A 22,429-nucleotide genomic window follows, 5' to 3' on the forward strand; every position below is an offset into this window, starting at 1 on the left:
GTCAACAATGAGTGACACGCCTGCTACGCTGCCGCCTCCCGACGCCGTCACGGCCACGCCGCGCGCGCGCCTGATCCGGGAGTTCCTGCGCAGCTTTACCGCCAACCGCGGCGCAACCGTCGCGGCCATCATCCTGTTGCTGATGTTTGCGGCCGCGCTGCTCGCGCCGCTCATCGCCCCGCACAGTCCCATCGAGCAATACCGCGACTTCGTGAAGATTCCGCCGGCGTGGTTCGAGGGCGGCAATGCGCGCTTCCTGCTCGGTACCGACGAAGCCGGACGCGACATTCTTTCGCGGCTGATCTTCGGCGCGCGGTTGTCGTTCTGGATCGGTCTGTCGTCGGTGGTGCTGTCGCTGATTCCGGGCATTCTGCTCGGGCTGCTGGCGGCGTTTTTCCCGCGCTGGCTCGACACGCCGATCATGCGTCTGATGGACATGATGATGGCGCTGCCCTCGCTGCTGCTGGCGGTGGCTGTGGTGGCCGTGATCGGCCCGGGCCTGGCCAACACGACCATCGCGATTGCGATCGTGACGTTGCCCGCGTACGTGCGCCTGACGCGCGCGGCGGCCATCGGCGAATTGCAGCGCGAATACGTCGTCGCCTCGCGCATGGCGGGGGCGGGCACGCTGCGGCTGATGTTCTCCACCGTGCTGCCGAACTGCGCGGCACCGCTCATCGTGCAGGCGACGCTGAGCTTCTCGGTGGCCATTCTCGATGCAGCGGCACTCGGCTTTCTCGGCCTTGGCGTGCAACCCCCGCTCGCGGAGTGGGGCTCGATGCTCGCGTCCGCACGCGACTATATGGAAAGTGCCTGGTGGATTGTGACGCTGCCGGGACTTGCGATCGTCATCTCGGTCCTTGCCATCAATCTGGTCGGCGACGGCCTGCGCGATGCCCTCGACCCCAAACTGAAACGCATCGCATGAGCCTGCTCTCCATTCGAAATCTATCGGTCGACTTCGACGGCGCACGCGCTGTCGACGCCATCGACCTCGACGTCGGCCAGGGCGAAATCCTCGGCGTGGTCGGCGAATCCGGGTCCGGCAAGAGCGTGACGATGCTCGCGCTCATGGGCCTTATCGACGCCCCCGGTCACGTCACCGCCGACGAAGTGCGTTTCGACGGTCGCGACTTGCTCCATGCGTCCAGACGCGAGCGCCGCAATATCGTCGGGCGCGACGTCTCGATGATCTTCCAGGACGCGCTCACCAGCCTGAATCCGAGCTTCACCATCGGCTATCAGATCGGCGAGGTGCTGCGCCGCCACATGGGATTGCGCGGACGGGCGCTGCGTGAGCGGATCGTCGAACTGCTGGAGCAGGTCGAGATTCCCGACGCTGCCAACCGGCTCGGTGCCTATCCGCACCAGCTTTCGGGCGGGATGAACCAGCGCGTCATGATCGCGATGGCGATTGCGTGCCGTCCCAAACTGCTGATTGCCGACGAGCCGACGACTGCGCTGGACGTCACGATCCAGGCGCAGATCATGGCCTTGTTGCTGCAACTGCAGAAGGACTACGGCATGTCGCTCGTGCTGATTTCCCACGATCTCGCGGTCGTGGCGGAAGTCGCGCACAAGGTGGCCGTCATGTATGCGGGGCAGGTCATCGAAGTCCAGCAGGTGCCGGCGCTATTCGACGCGCCGCATCACCCTTACACGGAGGCGCTGCTATCCGCGATTCCGGAACATAACCGGGGGGGGCGTCGCTTGCGCACGCTGCCGGGCGTGGTGCCGGGGCGCGACGACCGGCCGGCGGGCTGTCTGCTGTCGCCGCGCTGTCCCTATGCCGACGATCATTGCTGCGAAGTGCAGCCCGCGCTGACGCCCTATGTCGGGCCGGGCGCGGTGGGTTCGCCGATGGTGCGGTGTTTCAAGCCGTTGCCGCATGGCATGGGCGATGTGGCGATTGGACAGTCGACGGGAGGGGCGCAATGAGCGAAACGGTATTTGCGACGCCTCCGGCCAGTCCGCAGGCGAGTGCGCCGGACAACCGCGTGGTGCTGGCCGCGCAGGATCTGACGCGTTTTTACACCGTCAACCGCGGGTTGCTGCGCGGGCAGGCGAGCGTCAAGGCGCTGAACGGCGTGTCGTTCGAGCTGAAAGCGGGACGTACGCTCGCCGTGGTCGGCGAGTCGGGGTGCGGCAAATCGACGCTGGCGCGGGTGCTGACGTTGATCGAAACACCTACGTCCGGCAGGCTCTTCGTCGACGCGACCGAGACCACGGCGGCGTCGGCTGGCGAGCTGGCGCCGTTGCGCACGCGCATCCAGATGGTGTTCCAGAACCCGTACGCGTCGCTCAATCCGCGCAAGACGGTGGGACAGGCGCTCGACGAGCCGCTGGCCATCAACACGTCGCTTAGCCGCGCCGAGCGGGGCGAGAAGATCGCCGCGATGATGCGCACCGTGGGACTGCGCCCGGAGCATGTGGCGCGTTATCCGCACATGTTCTCGGGCGGCCAGCGTCAGCGGGTGGCGATTGCCCGGGCGATGATCCTGTCGCCGGCGATTGTGGTCGCCGACGAGCCTGTTTCGGCCCTGGATGTCTCAATTCAGGCACAGATCCTGAATCTTTTCATGGATTTGCAGGACCGATACGCGACGAGTTACGTATTCGTGTCGCATAATCTCGCGGTGGTCGAGCATGTGGCCGACGACGTCATGGTGATGTACCTCGGCCGCGCGGTCGAACACGGTCCCAAGGCCGCCGTGTTCGGCAAACCGCTGCATCCGTACACGAAGGCGTTGATGTCGGCGACCCCGGCGATCAAGGCGTCCGAGCGGCGGGTGAAAATTCCGCTGATCGGCGAGTTGCCGTCGCCGCTGCGCCCGCCGCCTGGGTGTGCGTTTGCGCCGCGCTGTCCGTATGCGGTCGACCGATGCCGTCAGAAAGTGCCGCAATTGCGAGAGCTCGAAGGACGCCGGGTAGCGTGCCATCGGGTCGAAGAGATAGAGGGATAACGAGATTGGGTGGACCACCACGCGCGACGCATGTGCGCCGGGGCGTTGCATTGACCGGCTGGCTGCTGGGTTGCTTGCTGATGACGCTGGCCGTCACGCTGGACGCGGCGACGACCGCCGTTCCGCGCGCGGTGGCGCCGCGAACGTTCCCGTTGGTGGTGCCTGAGCCGGGGGAACCGCCGCCGGGCGCCAATCTCCCGTTCTACGAAGCGCGCAAGGGTGACATGACCATCTACGTGATGGGCACGTTGCATGTGGGCAAACCCGACGACTATCCGTTCCGCAAAGTGGTGGTCGATGCGCTGCGCGTGTCGAAGGTGGTGGCGTTCGAGCTGTCGCCCGACGACCTGACGATGTCGCAGGACGACGTTCAGAAATACGGCATGTGTTCGCGCGCGTGCCTGCCGAGGCTGATTCCGGCGCCGCTCTGGCGTCAGTTGCGCGACCGTCTCAAGGGCAACCCGGCGATGCTCGCCGAGATTCGCCACATGCGCCCGTGGCTGGCGGCGCTGCTCGTCGAGACGCTGGATTCGATGGGCGCCGACCTCCAGACCGAGTACGGCACGGAAAACCAGTTGGAGAACATCTATCGTGGCCGCATCGTCGGCCTCGAGTCGCTTGCCGAGCAGACGGACGCCTTCACCGGCCTGACGGCGGCGCAGCAAAACGAGCTGCTGGCGCAGGAGCTGGTGCTCACACCTAAGAAGGCGACGGCGCAGGTGGAGGAGTTGCACCGCTTGTGGCGCGCGGGCGATGCCGAACTGGTATTCGACTGGTCGCAGAGCAAGGCGCTGCAAGTGCGACGCAATGCGACGTTGGCCGACGCGATCGACGAGCGCATTCTCTACTCGCGCAACCGTCGCTTTCTGGCACGGATGCTGTTCCTGGCGGACCCGGGCAAGCCGGTGTTCGTTGCGGTCGGCACGTTGCATCTGGGCGGCCCGCACGGGATTCTCCAACTGCTTCGCGAACACGGGTTTTCGGTCGCCCAGCGGTAATTCGGTCGGCACATAAGAAGCATGGGCGATCCGCATGGGAATCGCCCGAGAAATCTCCCGACCCGATTGACTCGCCCCCTTCCTGACGATTAATTTGGCAACACTCGCGTGAGTGGCCCCCCGCCCAAATCCTGGTCAGGAATCACGATGCAGATTGTTGAACAATTCCCACACCGTCCGACGGTGCAGCCGTTTCCTTCCAACCAAACGGCCTTTTCCGGCACCGACGAAGCGCGGATCATCCACGAGAAAGTGTTGCGAGGCCTGGCCGATGTCGCAGCTGGCCGTGTACTTTCCGCCGAAATTGTAGAAGCCGAGTGTGAAGCCCTATTCGGATGAAGTGAGTCTGCGTAATGAACTATCGACGGATCCAGTGGACCGTCGAAGCGGCAGGCGAACGAAAGCGGATATTGAGAGATATCGCCGAGCGGGACGGAAATGCGGTGCGGCGGCTGAATCAGTTGTTCAGGAAGTCTGTCGACCGGTTGGAGATTTTCCCGGAATTCGGCCCGCAAGGCGATATTCCGGGAACCCGCCATCTAACGGTCCACAAAAACTACCGAGTTATATACAAAGTTGAGGAGGAGTACGTAGAGGTCCTCGCCGTACATCATGTCAGACGGCAGGACATCCCCATGTCGTAGCAACACCCGGCGGCCCGCGCCTCACCTCACGCCAGCATCCCTCGCGCTTCGATGAAGCTGATGATTTCCTGAAGGCCTTTGCCTTCTTTCATGTTCCCCATCACGAACGGACGCATGCCGCGCATCTTCTGGGTGTCGGAGCGCATGATGTCGAGCGACGCGCCGACGTACGGTGCAAGGTCGGTCTTGTTGATCACCAGCAAGTCCGACTTCGTGATGCCCGGGCCGCCTTTGCGGGGGATTTTCTCGCCGCCAGCCACGTCGATCACGTAAATCGTCAGGTCCGATAACTCGGGGCTGAACGTTGCCGCAAGGTTGTCGCCGCCGGACTCGATGAACACCACGTCCGCATCCGGAAAACGATCCAGCATGCGCTCCACGGCTTCGAGATTGATTGATGCATCCTCGCGAATCGCGGTGTGCGGACAGCCACCGGTCTCCACGCCGAGAATCCGCTCAGGTTCCAGCGCGCCAGCGACGGTGAGCAGACGCTGATCTTCCTTCGTGTAGATGTCGTTGGTGATGACGACGAGATCGTAGCGATCGCGCATCGCTTTGCAGAGCATCTCGGTCAATGTGGTCTTGCCGGAGCCGACCGGGCCTCCGATGCCCACACGCAGCGGCGGATTTTTCTTGGTGCGACGGGCGTTAGCGGATGTCGTCATGGCGAATGTCATGGTGGCGGTGAGTGAAAAATGACGCAGGAAATGACGAATTAGGTGACGCGAAAACTCGCGTCCTACGAACGGAACAGCCGTGAATACTGTGTTTCGTGGCGCGATGCCAGAATGGCGAGCGCCGGGGAAAACGTGTTGATCTGATCGTCCGGGAGCGACGCGGCTCGATTGGCGGCGTCGACCACCCGCGGGCGCAGCGAGACGATGACGCGCTGTGCCGCCAACTGCCCGAGTGGCACCGCCTTGAGCGCCCCGGCGACCTGATTCTCCAGCCAACTGAACGCGTAAGCGACGAGCGTGTCGGGCAGCGGGGCGCCGTGCGTCAGCGCGGCGAAGGCGAAGGCCGTCGGCAGCGCAATCGGTTTGAGCGACGACAGTTGCTCGCGTTGCTCGGCATCGCCCCATTCGAGCGATACCGCGAGTTGGGTGAGCGACCAGCCCATCTGTTCGGTCTCGGCGCGCAGCTCTGCCGTCTCACGCGTGGCGAGCAACCAGTCGTTGATGTGGCGTAACGCCGAGATATCCCGCGCTTGCCAGTGACGCCATTGACGCGCCAGCAGTGCCATTTCGCCGGTGGTGAAGACGCCGTCGAGCTGACTGGCGATCCAGCGCTCGGCGCTGGGGGCGTCGTGGATGATGCCGTGCTCGACGGCTGCTTCGAGGCCCTGGGAATAGCTGAAGGCACCGATGGGCAGCGCAGGCGAGGCGAGATGAAGCAGCGCCGCGAGCGATTGCAGCGACGCCGCCGCGACAGGCTCAGTGAGAGGACTGGGCAGGCTTGCCGTCATCGGTCGGGCTCATTGAAGCGGGTTCGTTACCGGTGGGGACAGCTTGATCGTGACTATGCGAGTGATCGTGGCCGCAGCCGGGGCCGTGCACATGGCCGTGATCATGGTGTCCGTGTCCGTGTCCGTGGTCGTGGTCGTGGTCGTGGTCGTGGTCGTGGCTATGCGCATGCGAGTGATCGTGACCGCAGCCCGGACCATGAACATGCCCGTGGTCATGACCGTGATCATGATCATGACCGTGATGCTCGTGAAACACGCGCTGTGCGAGTTCGAAGTCTTCGGCGTAAGTCGCATCGTGACCGTGCTTGTGACCGCCACCGTAAGCACCGGCTTCCGGCTCGAAGGGCATCAACGCTTCGGCGACGTCGACATCGAGTCGCAGCAGCATGTCGCGCAGGACCGGGTCGTATTCGAGCTTGAGGTATCCGTCGCCCACTTCCACGGGGGTGTGACGATTGCCGAGGTGATACGCCGCGCGCGTGAGCGCGAGGGCGCTCGGCGCGCTCACGAGCAGCACCGTCTGCGCCGCCGCTTCCACGCGGATGAACTGCCCGTCGTCTGCGACGAGCACATCGCCTCCGCGTAGTACCGTGCCGCGCGGCAAAAACAGTGCGACCTCTTCACCGGTCTCCAGCGTCGCGCGAAGACGGCTCTTGCTGCGTGCGTCGAACGGCAGCACGAGCGCCGGGGCGCGGCGCGCGAGCGGGGCGGCGATGCGTCCCGCTTCGAAGCGCTTTTCGACACGACGCAAAGTCGTGGTCGACGACGGAGGGTTCCCGGATGCGGAGAGTTCGGAATCTTGCGACATGGCTCGGCGAGGTCAGAAAAGAAAGTAGCGTTGGGCCATGGGCAACACGGTGGCGGGCTCGCACGTCAGCACTTGCCCGTCTGCGATGACCTGATAGGTCTCGGGGTCGACGCTGATGTTCGGCAACCAGTCGTTATTGATCATGTTGGCCTTGGTCACCTGCCGGATATTGCGCACCGGCACGATGCGTTTGGCCAGCCCGAAGCGACCGGCCACGTCGCCATCGTACGCTGCTTGCGAGACGAACGTCAGCGACGTCCGCGCCAGTGCCCCCGCCCGTGCGCCGAACATCTCGCGGTAATGCACCGGCTGCGGCGTCGGAATCGACGCGTTCGGGTCACCCATCAGCGCCGTCGTGATCATGCCGCCCTTGAGAATCAGCGACGGCTTCACGCCGAAGAACGCCGGTTCCCACAACACCAGATCGGCCCACTTCCCGACTTCGATGGACCCGATTTCGTGCGCCATGCCGTGCGTGATCGCCGGGTTGATGGTGTACTTCGCCACGTACCGCTTCACGCGAAAGTTGTCCGACGCCGACGGGTCCGTACCCAGCGCGCCACGCTGCACCTTCATCTTGTGCGCCGTCTGCCAGGTGCGCATCACCACTTCCCCGACGCGCCCCATGGCCTGCGAATCCGACGAGATCATCGACAGCGCGCCGAGATCGTGGAGGATGTCTTCGGCCGCAATCGTCTCGCGACGAATGCGCGACTCGGCAAACGCAATGTCCTCTGCAATCGCCGGATCGAGGTGATGGCAGACCATCAGCATGTCGAGATGCTCGTCGAGCGTGTTGACGGTGTAAGGCCGTGTCGGATTGGTGGACGACGGCAGCACGTTCGGCTCACCGCACACCTTCAGAATGTCCGGCGCGTGACCGCCACCCGCCCCCTCGGTGTGATACGTGTGGATCGTGCGCCCGTTGATGGCCGCGACCGTCGCTTCGACGAAGCCGCCTTCGTTCAGCGTGTCCGTGTGAATCGCGACCTGCGTGTCGGTCGCGTCGGCCACCGAGAGGCAGGCGTCGATGGCCGCAGGCGTCGACCCCCAGTCCTCGTGCAACTTCAGCCCGATCGCCCCGGCTTCGATCTGTTCCATCAACGGTGCGGGCTGACTGACGTTGCCCTTGCCGAGAAAGCCGAGGTTGATGGGCCAGCCGTCGGCGGCCTGCAACATGCGCTCCATGTGCCACGGCCCCGGCGTGCAGGTGGTCGCATTGGTGCCTGTTGCGGGACCGGTGCCGCCGCCGAGCAGTGTCGTCACACCCGAGGACAACGCTTCCTCGATCTGCTGCGGGCAGATGAAGTGAATATGCGAATCGATGCCGCCTGCCGTGACGATCATGCCTTCACCGGCGATGACTTCCGTCGCGCCCCCGAGCGGGATCGTCACGCCGGGCTGGATGTCGGGGTTGCCGGCCTTGCCGATGCCCCAGATACGTCCGTCCTTCAGGCCGATGTCCGCCTTGACGATGCCCCAATGGTCGATGATGACGGCATTGGTAATGACGGTGTCGACCACGTCCGCACGGGTGCGTTGCGATTGCCCCATGCCGTCGCGAATCACCTTGCCGCCGCCGAACTTCACTTCTTCGCCGTAGATCGTGTAATCGCGTTCGATTTCGACGATGAGTTCCGTATCGGCCAGACGTAACCGGTCGCCCGTGGTCGGGCCGAACATTTCCGCGTAGGCGCGGCGAGAGATCTTCATAGCGCCCCCATGACGCGACCCGCGAAACCATAAACGCGGCGGTCCCCCGCCAGCGCGACGAGTTCTACCGTGCGTTGTTGCCCCGGTTCGAAGCGGACCGCAGTACCGGCGGCGATGTTCAGCCGAAAGCCGCGCGCCGCTTCGCGGTCGAATTGCAGGGCGTCGTTGACTTCGTAGAAGTGGAAATGCGAGCCGATCTGGATCGGACGGTCGCCGGTGTTGGCCACAGTCACGCTGAGGGTCTCACGCCCCTCGTTGAGCGTGATGTCGCCAGCGGCGGGGAGCAGTTCTCCGGGAATCATGGGCGTCTCCTGGCGGCAGCAACCGACGTCAGGCTGCTGCTGCGAGCAGCGTTACGCCATAGGCGAGCACCCCTGCACCCAGCACGCGCGGTACCCACACCGTGCGATGGCGCAGCGCCACACCGGCAGCGATGCCGAGGCAGTGCAGCATGCCGGTCGCGACGAGGAAACCGGCCATGTAATGCGTCGCGCTGGCCTCCGTGGGCAACTCCGCGCCGTGCGCGAAACCGTGGAAGACGGCAAACGTGCCGACGACCGCTGCGCCCGCCCATCCCGGCAGTTGCGCGCGCGTCGCGAGCATGAGGCCGAGGACGAGCAGCGAAACGGCGATCATCGGCTCCACGCCGGGCAACGCGAACCAGTGCATCATCCCGAGCAGGCCACCGGCTGCCAGCATGGCAACGAAGGCGAGCGGTGCCGCCCAGACGCGTTTGGACGTCAGCGAACTCCATAGCCCCACGACGATCATTGCGCAGAGGTGATCCGCGCCGGTCAGCGGGTGCAGGAAACCGGCGGCGAAGCTGCTCACGGCGTCGTGACCCGGATGCCCCGGGTGGGCCAGCGCGACACCCGACGTGGCAAGCAGCGCAAGGCCGGTCGCCACGCGGGCGCGGGCCGTGAGGGCTGTATGGGCCGTATGGCGGCGAGGACGACCCGCGTCGGTAGAGCGGGCAGAGACGGCAAGCGCGATGTGCGCGTCAATCGTGTTTTCGAGGCGGGCCATGGGGGGCATCCTTAAAGTGCAGCGAAGTGTTGTTGTCGATGGTGATCGATGACAGGCGATGCTTGCGTACTGTCACATTACGGAATCGGGTGATGCACGGTGACGAGCTTGGTGCCGTCGGGAAACGTGGCTTCGACCTGAATGTCGGGAATCATTTCGGGCACCCCTTCCATGACGTCGTCACGTGTGAGCAGCGTCGTGCCGTAGTGCATGAGATCGGCGACGGTGCGTCCGTCGCGCGCGCCCTCCATCAGTGCGGCGCTGATGAACGCCACGGCCTCCGGATAGTTCAGCTTCAGGCCGCGCGCGCGCCTGCGCTCGGCCAGCAGGGCGGCGGTGAAGATGAGCAGCTTGTCTTTTTCGCGGGGAGTGAGCTTCATCGTGACGAGTGAATTTCGGTGCGAAGGGTGAGCAAAGGGTGAAATGTCATTGCGCGATGAACCGCTGCAATTCCGGCGTTGCGGGTTGCGTGAAGAGCTGTTCCGGGTCGCCGGACTCCCAGATCTTCCCCTGATGCATGAACACCACACGATCCGATACATGACGTGCAAAGCGCATCTCGTGCGTGACGAGAATCAGCGTCATGCCTTCGGCGGCGAGGTCTTCCAACACTTTGAGCACTTCCGCGACGAGTTCGGGATCGAGCGCCGAGGTGATCTCGTCGCACAATAGCACCGAAGGGTGCATCGCGAGCGAACGCGCAATCGCCACGCGTTGTTGCTGACCGCCCGAGAGTTGCGACGGGTAGCTGTCGAACTTGTCGGCCAGCCCCACTTTGGCGAGCATCGTGCGGGCGACTTCGCGGGCGTCGTGCTTCGCGGTCTTCTTGACGACCTTCTGCGCGAGCATCACGTTCTCGCCCGCCGTCAGATGCGGAAAAAGGTTGTACTGCTGGAACACCATACCGACCTTCAGACGCAGCGCGCGAAGATCGGTGTCGCGTGCGCCGACCAGTACGCCGTCCACGTCCACGCTACCCGCCTCGAACCGTTCCAGACCGTTGAGCGTGCGCAGCAGCGTGCTCTTACCCGAGCCGCTCTTGCCGATGATCGATACAACCTGACCGCGCTCGACTTCCATGTCGATGCCGCGCAGCACGGGGTTCTCGCCGAAGCGCTTTTGCATGCCCCGGACTTTAATTAGCGGCATGGAGTTTCCTTTCGAGATGACGCGCCCACAGCGACAGCGGATAGCAGGCAGCGAAGTAGAGCAGCGCGACAAGGCCGTACACGGTGAACGGCTGGAACGTCGCATTGGTGAGCATGGTGCCGGTCTTGGTGAGTTCGTTGAAGCCGATGATCGAGGCGAGTGCTGTGCTCTTGACGACCTGCACCGAGAAGCCGACCGTCGGCGCAATCGCGATGCGCAGCGCCTGCGGCAGGATCACGTGACGCAACTGTTCGCCGTAACGCATCGCCAGGCTGGACGACGCTTCCCACTGACCGTGCGGGATGGCGTCGACGCAGCCGCGCCAGATTTCGGTGAGGTAAGCGCTCGTGTAGAGCGTGAGACACACGGCCGCCGCGACCCACGGCGACACTTCCAGACCGAGCAGCGGCAGCCCGAAGAACACCAGGAAGAGCTGCATGAGCAGCGGCGTGCCCTGAAACACTTCGATGTACAGCGCCACGGCGCGCGCGGCCCACTGCACACGTCCGACGCGAATCACCAGAAGCAGCAGCGCGACCAGTCCCCCGCACACGAAGGCGATGGCTGAGAGCGCGAGCGTCCAGCGTCCGGCGAGAATCAGCCCGCGCAACATGTCCGCTATTGAAAACTCGATCATCGCGCGCCTCCCTTAACCATGCCGCGAAACAGTCGGCGTGCGGCGCGCATCAGCACACGACGAAGCGCGATGGCGAGCACCAGATACAGCGCGGTGACGATCAGATAACTCTCGAAGGCGCGGAACGTGCGCGACTGCACGAAGTTGGCCGCATACGACAGATCGGGGACCGAGATTTGCGAGACGACGGCCGAGCCGAGCATCACGATGACGATCTGGCTGGCGAGCGCCGGGAACACCTTGGCGAACGCTTGCGGCAGGATTACGTGACGCAGGATTTGCCCGCGCGTCATGGCGAGTGAGAGACCGGCTTCGGATAGCCCGCGCGGTACGGCACGCATGCCGGCGCGAATGATCTCGGTCGCGTACGCGCCGAGGTTGAGACTCATGGCGATGATGGCGGCGCTCGTCTCGTCGATATGAACGCCGACGCTGGGCAGCCCGAAAAAGATGAAGAACAGTTGAACGATGAACGGCGTATTACGGAACAGTTCGACATACAGTCCGGCGAAAAACCTGAGCGCGTTCGAGCCTTCCTCGCGCGCAGCGGCGCACAGCGCACCGATGGCCACGCCGATGACCGTGGAGACGGCCGTGAGCGCAATCGTCAGCGCGGCGCCGCGCACGAACAGCGCGAAGTACTGCCGCAGGTCGGCGAAATCAAGGACGTAGTGCATTAGGCGGCATGGGGGCGAAAAGGGAGCGAAAAGGGAGCGAAAAGGGGGATGCAAAGGATCGGCGCGTCTGGTCAGACCGGTCGATACAGTGGGGTAGCAGGATTCGTGCCTGACGCTGCCGAGTGGTGCGCAGGTGGGCGGGAAATCGCGGCGGGGTACGTCGGTCAATGCGGCGGGCGATGGGCTGACCGATCGGCGATTTTTCGGTTTGCCCTATGTTGGTGCGCATTCGTCCGAATGGGGTGGGTATCGAAGGCAGGATGCCGACGCATTCACCGTATTGGTGCGTCGGCAACGCCCTCACGTCGCCCAGATCCGAAGCGGTTCCGCCGGTACCTGATGCACGACCGGACGGAGCTTGAGCCAATGGGCGATCAGCAATTGGCGTACCGCCTCCATCTCGCGACCGAGCACGCGCAGGACGAGGACGTTGCCGGGCAGGCACGTGATACCGGCACGAATGTCCTCGCTGAACGGCAGTCCCTCGGCCAAGGTCTCGGCCAACTCACGTGTACACGCCGGTCCGACCGCCCAGAGCGCCGCGAAGACGGGGAAGCTCGCAAGGCCGGTCGCGCCGGTGCGCTGCGGATCGTCCGCCCCGAGCACCGCCTGTTCCGCCCACAGCAGGCGATCCTGCGCGTCGCGCAGGGCGAAGTTCGAGCGCCAGCGGCCTTGCGTCCACTGTTCCCCCGCCGCCTGACGACCAAGTAGCGTCGCGTCCCAGCCGATGACGGTCGCGTTCTCGCCCAGCCGCACGGTCACGCGCTGACGCGCATCCGCGTGCTCGAACACGATGTTCTCCAGCGGCAGCCAGTCGAGCTTCGCGCCGTCGTGCACCGTCAGCGTAATGTCCTGCGTGCCGAAGCGGCCTTGCGACTTGTACCACTTCGTCGCGCCGGGCGTCGTCAGCACAGCGTGGCTATCGCGGCCGACGTCGATATCGATGGACAACGCATCGCCACCCGCGATGCCGCCAGGCGGATGCACGACGACCGCATGGCAGATGCCGGGGCCTTCCGGATGCAACGACTTCTGCACGACGAGCGGCCCCTGATGACGGCGCGTCGCGAGCACCGTGCGGGCGTCATGGCGCTCGAAGCCGAGCGTCAGCTCGGCGTGCCAGCCGGTTTCCGTCGACGCCATCACACCGCCACCATGTGCCGCACGCCGTCGGCTTCCATGTCCTTGCCCAGCCCGCTTGCGACGATGGCGCCGCGGCTCATCACGCGATAGTGGTCCGCAAGTTCGAGCGCGAAGTCGTAGTACTGCTCGACCAGCAGCACCGTCATGCCACGCTCGTCCACCAGACGTCGCAGCGTGCGACCGATGTCCTTGATGATCGACGGTTGTATGCCTTCCGTCGGCTCGTCCAGAATCAGCAGTTGCGGCTCGCTCATGAGCGCGCGTCCGATGGCGAGTTGCTGCTGCTGCCCGCCGGACAGATCGCCGCCGCGTCGCTGCTTCATGTCGCGCAGCACGGGGAATAGTTCGTAGATGTCGTCCGGCACGCCACGCTTCGCTTCGCGCGACGGACGGCTTGCGGCGCCGATCAGCAGGTTCTCTTCGACGCTCAGACGCGGAAAGATCTCGCGCCCTTGCGGCACGTACGCCATGCCGCTCGATACGCGCGCATAGGACGGGGCCGACGTCAGCGTTTTGCCCCGCCACGCGATGCTGCCCGACTTCACCGGCACCACGCCCATAAGGCATTTGAGGAGCGTGGTCTTGCCCACGCCATTGCGTCCGAGCAGTACGGTGAGTTGTGCGTCGGGCACCGTGAACTCCACGTTGCGCAGGATGTGACTGCCGCTGTAGAACTGATTGAGTGCGTGAATTTCCAGCATGGTCAGCGTCCCAGATACGATTCGATCACGCGCTCGTCGCGTTGCACGGCGTCGAGCGTGCCTTCGGCGAGCACCCGCCCTTCGGCCATCACCGTCACGACGCCGGTCTGCCCCGCGAGCGCGGCGACGAACGCCATGTCGTGCTCGACCACCATCATCGAGCAATGTCCACGCAGACGGTTGAGCAGCTCGGCCAGTTGCGCGGTCTCTTCGTCGGTCATGCCTGCGGCAGGTTCGTCGAGCAACAGCAACTGCGGCTGCTGCATCAGCAACATGCCGATCTCCAGCCGCTGCTTCTGACCGTGCGACAACTGACCCGCACGCACATGCGCCTGATGTTCCAGATGCGTGAGCGCCAGCACTTCCTCGACACGACGTTTGATGGTCGGCGTCAGCATGGCCCACAGCGCGCGGAACCAACGCTTGTCTCCGGCGCATGCGAGTTCGAGATTCTCCCAGACGCTGTGATGCTCGAACACGGTCGGCTTCTGGAACTTGCGCCCAACGCCTGCCTGCGCGATGGCCGGTTCGTCCAGACGCGTGAGGTCCAGCGTCTGACCGAGGAAGGCGCGTCCCGAGTCGGGGCGCGTCTTGCCCGTGATCACGTCCATCATCGTCGTTTTGCCTGCGCCATTGGGGCCGATGATGCAGCGCAGTTCGTCGGTCTTGATGGACAGCGACAGATCGTTCAGCGCGCGAAAGCCGTCGAACGACACGCAAATGTTTTCAAGATACAGGATCAGGCCGTGCGACGTGTCGATTTCGCCGGGCACCACGAGGTGCGACATGCCCGTCGCGTCGCCGCTGACCGAGACGGAAGCCTCCGGCGCATCGGCCTGCTGCCATCTGATGTCGTAATCGGGTCTCATGCGCGGTCTCCGGAAACGGGATGGGGCACGTCGCCTTCGGCAGCGAGCGGGGCTTGGCGGTCGCGCCTGTGCGTGAGTTGCGTGACCAGACCCATCACGCCCTGCGGCAGCAGCAGCGGCACCAGCACGAACATTGCGCCGAGGAAAAACAGCCAGTATTCGGCGAAGTATGCAGTGAAGAAGCTCTTCGCACCGTTGACGATGAATGCACCGGCAATCGCACCGATGAGCGAGCCGCGTCCGCCGATGGCGACCCAGATCGCCATTTCGATGGAGTTGACCGGGGCCATCTCGCTCGGGTTGATGATGCCGACCTGCGGAACATACAGCGCACCGGCAATGCCGCACAGCATGGCCGACAGCGTCCAGACGAACAGCTTGTAGCTGAGCGGGCGATAGCCGAGGAACATGGCGCGGGACTCGCCGTCGCGAATGGCGGTGACGACGCGTCCGAACTTCGAGACCACCAGCGCGCGACACAGCAGGAACGCGCCGACCAGCACGGCGAACGTCACCAGAAACAGCACGGTGCGCGTGTTCGCCGAAGTGATCGAGTAGCCCAGAATACGCTTGAAGTCGGTGAAGCCGTTGTTGCCGCCGAAGCCGGTCTCGTTGCGATAGAACAGCAGCATGGCGGCGAACGTGAGCGCTTGGGTGATGATCGACAGATAGACGCCCTTCACGCGCGAGCGGAACGCCAGATACCCGAAGATCCACGCCACCACGCCCGGCAGCGCCACCACGAGGAACATCGCCCAGGCGAAGTGCTCGGTGCCGGTCCAGTACCAGGGCAGTTCCTTCCAGTCCAGAAACACCATGAAGTCGGGCAGATCGCTGTGATACACGCCGTCACGTCCGATGCCGCGCATGAGATACATCCCCATCGCATAGCCGCCGAGCGCGAAGAACAGGCCGTGCCCGAGGCTCAGAATGCCGCAGTACCCCCACACGAGATCGAGCGCCAGCGCAGCAATCGCGTAGCACATGATCTTGCCGACGAGCGTCATGGCATAAGCCGACAGATGCAACGGATGCGTAGCGGGCAGCACCAGCGCACACACCGGCACGATCACCATCACGGCCAGCACGAAGGCCAGCAGCACCGGGGCGACGTGTCTGGGCAGCAGACGGGCGCGCGCGGGCACGTCCAGTGGCGTCGTCGGGGCGACACCTTCGGGAAGAAAGTTCGACGTCTGCATTCAGGCCTCCGCACTGCGCCCTTTGAGCGCAAACATGCCCTGCGGGCGTTTCTGGATGAACAGCACGATCAGGATCAGCACGGCGATCTTCGCAAGCACGGCGCCCCACACGGGTTCGAGCAGCTTGTTGGCGATGCCCAGGCCGAATGCGCCGACGATCGTCCCCGCGAGTTGACCCACACCGCCCAGCACCACGGCCATGAACGAATCGATGATGTAGCTCTGACCGAGGTCCGGGCCGACGTTGCCGATCTGTGAGAGTGCGCAGCCGCCGAGACCGGCGATGCCTGCGCCGAAGGCGAAGGCGTAGCTGTCCACGCGACCCGTTTTCACGCCCACGCACGCGGCCATCGAACGGTTCTGCGTCACAGCGCGAATGAACAGGCCGAGGCGCGTGAGATTGAGTACCGACCACGTGAGCGCCACCACGACCAGCGCGAACGCCAGAATCACGATTCGGTTGTACGGCAGCATCAGATTCGGCAGCACGGCGACGCCGCCGCTCATCCAGGAGGGATTGATGACCTCGACGTTCTGCGCGCCGAACAGCGTGCGCACCGCCTGAATCAGCAACAGGCTGATACCGAACGTGGTGAGCAGCGTCTCCAGCGGACGTCCGTACAAATGCTTGATGACGGTGCGCTCCAGCACGAAACCGAGCGCGGCCGCGACGACGAACGCAGCGGGCACGGCGGCGACGAGATAGAAGTCGAACGCCCCCGGCAGGAAGCGCTGGAACAGCGTCTGCACGACATAGGTGGCATACGCGCCGACCATCAGAAACTCGCCGTGCGCCATGTTGATGACGCCAATCAGGCCGTAGGTGATCGCCAGCCCGAGTGCTGCCAGTAGCAGCACGCTGCCGAGCGACAGACCGGCGAACACCGTGCCGAAGAACTCGCTGCGCCGCTGTGCGGCGGCGAGTTGCGTGAGCGCGATGTCGGCGGCGCTGCGCACGGTGGCGTCCGGTTCGGCGTACGTGCCGTCGGCCTGCTTCGCGACGATGGGCAGCAGCAGATCGCGCATCTGCGGATCGCCGGCGGCAGCAATCAGATCGATGGCTTCACGACGCTTCTTCGGATCGGTGTCGTGCAGGGACGATTGCGCCCAGAGTTGATCGAGACGTTTGCGCAATGCCGGATCGGTTTCCTTCTGACGGGCTTGTTCGATCAGCGTCTTGAATGCGGGCGACGGGTTCTGCAACATCGTGTCGATGGCTTGCGCACGGGCGTCGCGATCGCTCGAGAGCAGCGCACCGGCGGCAGCAGCCGTCGCAACCTTGGCGCGCAGCACGTTGTTCAGCGTGAGCGACCCGGCGTCGTCGGCCTTGACCGGCGCACCCGTGATCGGATCGACGTACTTGTCGTCCTTCTGAATGGCGAGGCGCTCTCCCACGGTCACGGCCGAGTCGTCGGCCAGTGCCTGGAGGAGGGCGGCCGCCTGCGGCGAACCGTCGGCGGCGAGATGATCGATGGCTTGTGCCTTGGCGTCGAAGTCGTCGCCCGCGAGGGCGGTGAGGTCGGCGTCGGTGACGGCGGCACGTGCGGGGTGGGAGAGAGTCAGCGCGGCGCCCAGCGAAACCAGGACAAGGGCGGCAGCGGTCCAGCGTCTTATCGTTATCATGCGAAACCTCTGCATGCGCCGGAGGGCGGTGGGCGGCTCCGGCGCAAGGAATGGAAGGAAGATCAGACCTTGTCGGGCTTGCCTTCGTTACCCGCGATGAACGGGCTCCACGGCTGGGCACGCACCGGCGCCTTCGTCTTCCACACCACGTTGAACTGACCGTCCGGGCGGATTTCGCCGATCATCACCGGCTTGTGCAGGTGGTGATTGCCGTCCATGACCATGTCGAAGCCGTCCGGCGACTTGTACGTCTGGCCGATCATGGCGGTGCGCACCTTGTCGACATCGACGCTGCCCGCCTTCTCGACGGCCTGCTTCCACATATGCATGCCCACGAACGTCGCTTCCATCGGATCGTTCGTCACGCGCTTGTCGCCGCCGGGCAGGCCCTTGGCCTTCACGTACGCGAACCATTCCTTCTTGAACGCTTCGTTGGTCGGATTCTTGACCGACATGAAGTAGTTCCACGCGGCCAGATGCCCCACGAGCGGCTTGGTGTCGATGCCACGCAGTTCCTCTTCGCCCACGGAGAATGCGACGACCGGCACGTCCGTCGCCTTGATGCCCTGATTGCCGAGTTCCTTGTAGAACGGCACGTTCGAATCGCCGTTGATCGTGGAGATGACGGTGGTCTTGCCGCCCTGCGCGAACTGTTTGATGTTCGCGACGATGGTCTGGTAGTCGCTATGACCGAACGGCGTGTAGACCTCCTGAATGTCCTTGTCGGCGACGCCCTTCGAGTGCAGGAAAGCACGCAGGATCTTGTTGGTCGTGCGCGGATAGACGTAATCGGTGCCGAGCAGGAAGAAGCGTTTGGCGCTGCCGCCCTCCTTGCCCATCAGATACTCGACTGCCGGGATCGCCTGCTGATTCGGAGCAGCGCCCGTATAGAAGACGTTCTTCGACATCTCTTCGCCTTCGTACTGCACGGGGTAATAGAGCAGGCCGTTGAGTTCTTCGAAGACAGGCAGCACCGACTTGCGCGACACCGACGTCCAGCAGCCGAAGACGGCGGCGACTTTGTCCTTGGTGAGCAACTGGCGGGCTTTCTCGGCGAAGAGCGGCCAGTTCGAGGCGGGGTCGACGACCACGGCTTCGAGCGGTCGGCCCATCACGCCGCCTTTGGCGTTGATGTCGGCAATGGTCATGAGGGCGACGTCCTTGAGCGACGTCTCCGAGATGGCCATCGTGCCCGAGAGCGAATGCAGGATACCGATCTTGATGGGCTGCTTGCTCTGCGCGAACAAGTTGGGCGCCATGCCGGTGAGCGATGCGGCGCCCGAGAGGGCCGCCATCTGGAGTAGCGTGCGTCGTTTCATGGTACGTCTTCCCCTTTCCTGGTTAGACCGGTCGATCCGGTATCGGGGAATTAACGCAAGGGTCGTGCCAGCGCCCTGCCACTATGTGCCATCACGTGCCGAAGCGTGCGGATGGCGGGCGGATGGCGTGGGCACGGGAGACGGAAGATAGATGCGCAGAAGGCCCGCTGTGAGCGCGAGACACAGTGGTGCGACGGCGCGCCGTATTGGTGCGCACCGATTTGGCGCGCGAACATGTCCGTTCGCGCGCCGGGGGGGCAGGCTTTGCGTGGCGACGCTACTGGTGGTGTGCCGTCATGAAAAAGGGATGTCAGAAGCGATCGAAGTTCTGCCGAATCGGCGTGCTTGTGAACCGTGACCGCATGCTGCACGGCCGCCTCCAGCAATTCGCTTTCGGAGTCTGCGCAAAGCGCGACCGAACAGTTCATTTCGCTGGGGAATTCCCGGCAATCGATGAATTTGCGAGCCATGATGCTCTCCTCGCACAAACGGACCGATGACGCATGCATGAACCACCGCGTGCGCTGAACGCCACCCGAAGGGGTTAAAAAAGTATAGGCCGCAGGCAGTGAGATGACAGTAACGAGACCTGTTCTCGGGGGGGCGAGTCGCGTGTCAGGTACGCACGGCAGATCGATGCGCGGGAATGCCCCGCCGGAGGGCGTCCGGCATGCCGCTCTGGCATTTTTTGATGCATGATTGGCATTCGTGCCAAATAGGCTGACGGCAAGATGACGGCGACTGAAGACTTCTCACTCACTCGACATCACACCATGACCGATACCGTTGCCGGGCGCTCCGCGCCACCTTCCGACCCTGCCGAGCACCAGCGCCGTCGACTGGGCCGACGCTACGCGGCCGTACTCGCGGCCTGTCAGGCGCTCTATACGGCGGCGTTGTCCGTCGACCTGACGCTGACCGGCCTCGTCGGCTACATGCTGGCGTCCGACAAGGGGTATGCGACGCTGCCGTTCTCGCTCATTACCGTCGCGTCGGCGATCACGACGATCTTCGCGTCGATGCTGATTCAGCGCTTCGGCCAGCGGCTCGGCTTCGCGCTTGGCGCGTTGTTCGGCACTGTGGGGGGGCTTGTGTCGGTCATGGCGATTTACGAGAAGCACTTCGCGATGTTCTGCGCGGGGACGGCTTGCGTGGGCGTGTTTCAGGCGTTTGCGCGTTACTACCGGCTGGCGGCGGCGGACGTCGTGCCGGTCGAAGACAAACCGCGCGCCATCTCCGTCGTGCTCACGGGCGGCGTGTTGGCTGCCGTGATCGGACCGGCGCTCGCAGCGGGCAGCAAAGACTGGCTCGCACCGGTGACGTTCGCCGGTTCGTATCTCGTCGTGACGATTCTCTCGGGCATCTCGTTGCTGCTACTCGTCGGCTTCCTGCGCGACTTGCCGGTGCACGCAGCGGGCGGTGGGGCGGAGCTTCCGGCGCGCGCGCTCGGCGAAATCATGCGGCAGCCGATTTATGTGGCGGCGCTGGCCAACAATCTGATCGGCTTCATGGTGATGATGTTCGTGATGACGGCGACACCGATTGCCGCCGTCGCGTGCGGCCACAGCATCGACGACGGCGCACACATCATCGAGTGGCATCTGGTCGGCATGTACGCGCCGTCGTTCTTCTCGGGTCATCTCGTGAAGCGTTGGGGCGTGGTGCCGGTACTGCTGCTCGGTATCGGTATGTCGGCGCTGTGCGGTGTGCTCGCGTTGATGTCGACGAGTCTCGCGTACTTCTATGCGGCGCTGGCGTTTCTCGGCGTCGGCTGGAACTTCATGTTCGTGGGCGGCACTACGTTGCTCACGATGTCGTACCGTCCGGCCGAGCGCGCGCGTGCGCAGGCGGCGAACGAGTTCATCACCTTTGCGGGCACTGCGCTGGCGAGTCTGTTCGCGGGGCAATTGCTGGCGCGTTTCGGCTGGGCCACGATCAATCAGGCGACGTTCCCGTTGCTCGCGATCGCGGCGCTTGCGACCGTGTGGTACGCCGTCGATGCGAAGCGCCGTCCGGCGCATGCGACGGCTTGATGTTGAGATATCGACTGACCGTTCATCATGAGCCAACCTCGCCTCGTCGCCTTTCTTCTCGTGCCGCCGTTCGTTCTGCTGGATCTGGCGGGACCGCTCGACGCGTTTCACGCCGTCATCCGCAACTTCACGGAGCGGGGGCAGGACGCGCCCTACAAGACGGTGGTCGTGTCGGAGCACGGCGGACCGGTGGAGACGGGGTCGGGCATTACGCTGCACACGGAGCCGATGCGGGCGTTGGACGCGATGCACGTCGACACGCTGGTGGCAGTAGGCGGTGCGGTGGCGCATCGTCCGGCGGTGCCGGGGCCGGTGGGTGACTGGTTACGTGATTACGCACCGCGCGTGAGGCGCGTGTGTTCGGTGTGCGTGGGCGCGTTCGTACTGGCTTCGGCGGGGCTGCTCAATGGACGGCGTGCTACGACGCACTGGCTGGATACGGCGATGTTGCAGGCGTGCTATCCGGAGGTGCTGGTCGAGTCCGATCCGATATATGTGCGTGAGGATCCGGTGTGGACGTCGGCCGGGATTACGGCGGGCATCGATCTCGGACTGGCGTTGATCGAAGACGATTGCGGCGTGGATGTGGCGTTACAAGCGGCGCGTCGGCTGGTGGTGTTTCTCAAGCGTGCGGGCGGGCAGTCGCAGTTCAGTCCGCCGTTGCAGGAGCAGGTGGCGGCAGGCGCGCCGTTCGGCGATCTGCATGCGTGGATGTCCGAGCGGCTGGACGGCGATCTGTCGGTGATGCGGCTGGCGGAGCAGGCGAACATGAGCCCCCGGACGTTCGCCCGAAGCTATCTCGCGCGCACGGGATCGACACCTGCGAAGGCGGTGGAGCGCATGCGTCTGGAGGCGGCGCGCTTCGCGTTGCTCGATTCGGATGCGTCGCTCAAACGCATCGCCGCACGCGTCGGTTTCGGCGACGAACAGAACCTGCGCCGCGCGTTTCAACGTCAGTATGGTGTGACGCCTGTGGCGTATCGGGAGCGGTTTGGGCTTAGCGTCTGACCTCCCCGCATTCCGTCTTTTCTCTTCCTCCCTTGCCATGCGAAGCAACGTGCTTCGCGCTGCGCTAGCATTTTTCGGAATTCTCTGATTTCAATCTAAACCTCTCTCGGTTAATACTCTTCGTCACCCGCACGTCATGCCAATCTGGCTCATCTGCACGGCGAGACGTGGGGCGTCTTGTTGACGTCCCCGCCATCAACGAGACGAATTTCCGGCGGGATTCAAGGAGATTTCTCATGACTACGAAGGCATTCATCGAGCAACTGGCCAAAAAGCAGAAGGCCGCGAATGAAGCAGGTTCGATCAAGGAAATTCCGGCCAGCGAACTTGAACGGATCTCAGGCGCACGCGGTGGCAACGTGTTCGTGAATGCGACATGGAGCCGCGCCATGTAAGGCGACGGTCTGATTCGTTCGAAACGGGGCGCGCGCCCATTGGCGCGTGCCCGTTTTCA

General features: G+C 64.2%; 25 protein-coding genes and 1 pseudogene. 9 read left to right on the forward strand and 17 right to left on the reverse strand.

Going from position 1 to position 22,429, the window contains the following annotated elements:
* Positions 1-7: 7 nt before the first annotated feature.
* From MB84_RS01225 to MB84_RS31665, 6 genes are all read left to right on the forward strand, one after another.
* Positions 8-928 carry an ABC transporter permease subunit gene (locus tag MB84_RS01225; RefSeq protein WP_046290437.1) on the forward strand — a complete coding sequence of 307 codons (921 nt, stop codon included), beginning with the start codon at positions 8-10 and terminating at the stop codon, positions 926-928.
* The gene (locus tag MB84_RS01230) at positions 925-1,938 is read left to right on the forward strand and encodes an ABC transporter ATP-binding protein (protein WP_046290438.1); all 1,014 of its coding nucleotides are present in this window, start codon (positions 925-927) and stop codon (positions 1,936-1,938) included. Before MB84_RS01225 ends, MB84_RS01230 begins: the two co-directional genes overlap by 4 nt.
* Positions 1,935-2,963: a peptide ABC transporter ATP-binding protein gene (locus MB84_RS01235; RefSeq protein WP_211279332.1), complete on the forward strand. Its 1,029-nt coding sequence runs from the start codon at positions 1,935-1,937 to the stop codon at positions 2,961-2,963. The genes MB84_RS01230 and MB84_RS01235 overlap by 4 nt, the downstream gene beginning before the upstream one ends.
* On the forward strand, positions 2,882-3,961 hold the full coding sequence (locus tag MB84_RS01240; protein WP_065225827.1) for a TraB/GumN family protein: 1,080 nt from the start codon (positions 2,882-2,884) through the stop codon (positions 3,959-3,961). Before MB84_RS01235 ends, MB84_RS01240 begins: the two co-directional genes overlap by 82 nt.
* 147 nt (positions 3,962-4,108) lie before the next feature.
* Complete coding sequence (locus tag MB84_RS01245) at positions 4,109-4,300, forward strand: hypothetical protein (RefSeq protein ID WP_046290440.1); 192 nt, start codon at positions 4,109-4,111, stop codon at positions 4,298-4,300.
* A 14-nt stretch (positions 4,301-4,314) separates the two neighbouring features.
* Positions 4,315-4,605: a type II toxin-antitoxin system RelE/ParE family toxin gene (locus MB84_RS31665; protein WP_046290441.1), complete on the forward strand. Its 291-nt coding sequence runs from the start codon at positions 4,315-4,317 to the stop codon at positions 4,603-4,605.
* A 26-nt stretch (positions 4,606-4,631) separates the two neighbouring features.
* On the opposite strand, the gene ureG is transcribed toward MB84_RS31665, so the two are convergent.
* The 17 genes and pseudogenes from ureG to MB84_RS28685 form a co-directional block, all read right to left on the reverse strand.
* Positions 4,632-5,270, reverse strand: a complete 639-nt coding sequence (gene ureG / locus MB84_RS01255; protein WP_046290442.1) for an urease accessory protein UreG — start codon at positions 5,268-5,270, stop codon at positions 4,632-4,634.
* 74 nt (positions 5,271-5,344) lie between these two features.
* Positions 5,345-6,070 carry an urease accessory protein UreF gene (locus MB84_RS01260; RefSeq protein WP_046290443.1) on the reverse strand — a complete coding sequence of 242 codons (726 nt, stop codon included), beginning with the start codon at positions 6,068-6,070 and terminating at the stop codon, positions 5,345-5,347.
* Positions 6,039-6,821: an urease accessory protein UreE gene (ureE, locus tag MB84_RS01265; protein WP_046293289.1), complete on the reverse strand. Its 783-nt coding sequence runs from the start codon at positions 6,819-6,821 to the stop codon at positions 6,039-6,041. Before ureE ends, MB84_RS01260 begins: the two co-directional genes overlap by 32 nt.
* A gap of 69 nt (positions 6,822-6,890) precedes the next feature.
* A complete protein-coding gene (gene ureC / locus MB84_RS01270) occupies positions 6,891-8,591 on the reverse strand; it encodes an urease subunit alpha (protein ID WP_046290444.1) in 1,701 nt (566 codons plus the stop codon).
* Positions 8,588-8,893 (reverse strand): urease subunit beta, encoded by a 306-nt coding sequence (locus MB84_RS01275; RefSeq protein ID WP_046290445.1) that lies wholly within the window; start codon positions 8,891-8,893, stop codon positions 8,588-8,590. The genes ureC and MB84_RS01275 overlap by 4 nt, the downstream gene beginning before the upstream one ends.
* Before the next feature lie 28 nt (positions 8,894-8,921).
* Positions 8,922-9,617 carry a HupE/UreJ family protein gene (locus tag MB84_RS01280; protein WP_084009550.1) on the reverse strand — a complete coding sequence of 232 codons (696 nt, stop codon included), beginning with the start codon at positions 9,615-9,617 and terminating at the stop codon, positions 8,922-8,924.
* 77 nt (positions 9,618-9,694) lie between these two features.
* Complete coding sequence (locus tag MB84_RS01285) at positions 9,695-9,997, reverse strand: urease subunit gamma (protein ID WP_039394912.1); 303 nt, start codon at positions 9,995-9,997, stop codon at positions 9,695-9,697.
* Between the two features lie 46 nt (positions 9,998-10,043).
* Positions 10,044-10,766: an amino acid ABC transporter ATP-binding protein gene (locus tag MB84_RS01290; RefSeq protein ID WP_046290446.1), complete on the reverse strand. Its 723-nt coding sequence runs from the start codon at positions 10,764-10,766 to the stop codon at positions 10,044-10,046.
* Complete coding sequence (locus MB84_RS01295) at positions 10,753-11,403, reverse strand: amino acid ABC transporter permease (RefSeq protein ID WP_046290447.1); 651 nt, start codon at positions 11,401-11,403, stop codon at positions 10,753-10,755. The genes MB84_RS01290 and MB84_RS01295 overlap by 14 nt, the downstream gene beginning before the upstream one ends.
* Complete coding sequence (locus MB84_RS01300) at positions 11,400-12,080, reverse strand: amino acid ABC transporter permease (protein ID WP_046290448.1); 681 nt, start codon at positions 12,078-12,080, stop codon at positions 11,400-11,402. The genes MB84_RS01295 and MB84_RS01300 overlap by 4 nt, the downstream gene beginning before the upstream one ends.
* 300 nt (positions 12,081-12,380) lie before the next feature.
* Positions 12,381-13,223 (reverse strand): urease accessory protein UreD, encoded by an 843-nt coding sequence (locus MB84_RS01305; protein WP_046290449.1) that lies wholly within the window; start codon positions 13,221-13,223, stop codon positions 12,381-12,383.
* Positions 13,223-13,924 (reverse strand): urea ABC transporter ATP-binding subunit UrtE, encoded by a 702-nt coding sequence (gene urtE, locus MB84_RS01310; RefSeq protein WP_046290450.1) that lies wholly within the window; start codon positions 13,922-13,924, stop codon positions 13,223-13,225. The genes MB84_RS01305 and urtE overlap by 1 nt, the downstream gene beginning before the upstream one ends.
* Positions 13,925-13,926: 2 nt before the next feature.
* Positions 13,927-14,793 (reverse strand): urea ABC transporter ATP-binding protein UrtD, encoded by an 867-nt coding sequence (gene urtD, locus MB84_RS01315; protein ID WP_046290451.1) that lies wholly within the window; start codon positions 14,791-14,793, stop codon positions 13,927-13,929.
* Positions 14,790-15,992, reverse strand: coding sequence for an urea ABC transporter permease subunit UrtC (urtC, locus tag MB84_RS01320; protein ID WP_046290452.1), 1,203 nt, complete (start codon positions 15,990-15,992; stop codon positions 14,790-14,792). Before urtC ends, urtD begins: the two co-directional genes overlap by 4 nt.
* Positions 15,993-17,615, reverse strand: a complete 1,623-nt coding sequence (urtB, locus tag MB84_RS01325) for an urea ABC transporter permease subunit UrtB (protein ID WP_084009551.1) — start codon at positions 17,613-17,615, stop codon at positions 15,993-15,995. It lies immediately after the preceding gene.
* A gap of 62 nt (positions 17,616-17,677) precedes the next feature.
* Positions 17,678-18,874, reverse strand: coding sequence for an urea ABC transporter substrate-binding protein (urtA, locus tag MB84_RS01330; RefSeq protein WP_425415897.1), 1,197 nt, complete (start codon positions 18,872-18,874; stop codon positions 17,678-17,680).
* Between the two features lie 332 nt (positions 18,875-19,206).
* Positions 19,207-19,404 (reverse strand): annotated as a pseudogene (locus tag MB84_RS28685) (DUF1059 domain-containing protein); the annotation flags it as partial.
* Positions 19,405-19,707: 303 nt separating this feature from the next.
* Here MB84_RS28685 and MB84_RS01335 point away from each other — a divergent pair.
* The 3 genes from MB84_RS01335 (at position 19,708) to MB84_RS29735 (ending at position 22,370) form a co-directional block, all read left to right on the forward strand.
* Positions 19,708-20,967 carry an MFS transporter gene (locus MB84_RS01335; protein ID WP_046290454.1) on the forward strand — a complete coding sequence of 420 codons (1,260 nt, stop codon included), beginning with the start codon at positions 19,708-19,710 and terminating at the stop codon, positions 20,965-20,967.
* A gap of 27 nt (positions 20,968-20,994) precedes the next feature.
* On the forward strand, positions 20,995-21,975 hold the full coding sequence (locus MB84_RS01340) for a GlxA family transcriptional regulator (protein ID WP_046290455.1): 981 nt from the start codon (positions 20,995-20,997) through the stop codon (positions 21,973-21,975).
* Positions 21,976-22,211: 236 nt separating this feature from the next.
* Positions 22,212-22,370 (forward strand): hypothetical protein, encoded by a 159-nt coding sequence (locus MB84_RS29735; protein ID WP_157122607.1) that lies wholly within the window; start codon positions 22,212-22,214, stop codon positions 22,368-22,370.
* Positions 22,371-22,429 lie beyond the last annotated feature (59 nt).

The organism is Pandoraea oxalativorans (genome assembly GCF_000972785.3).
GTDB lineage: Bacteria > Pseudomonadota > Gammaproteobacteria > Burkholderiales > Burkholderiaceae > Pandoraea > Pandoraea oxalativorans.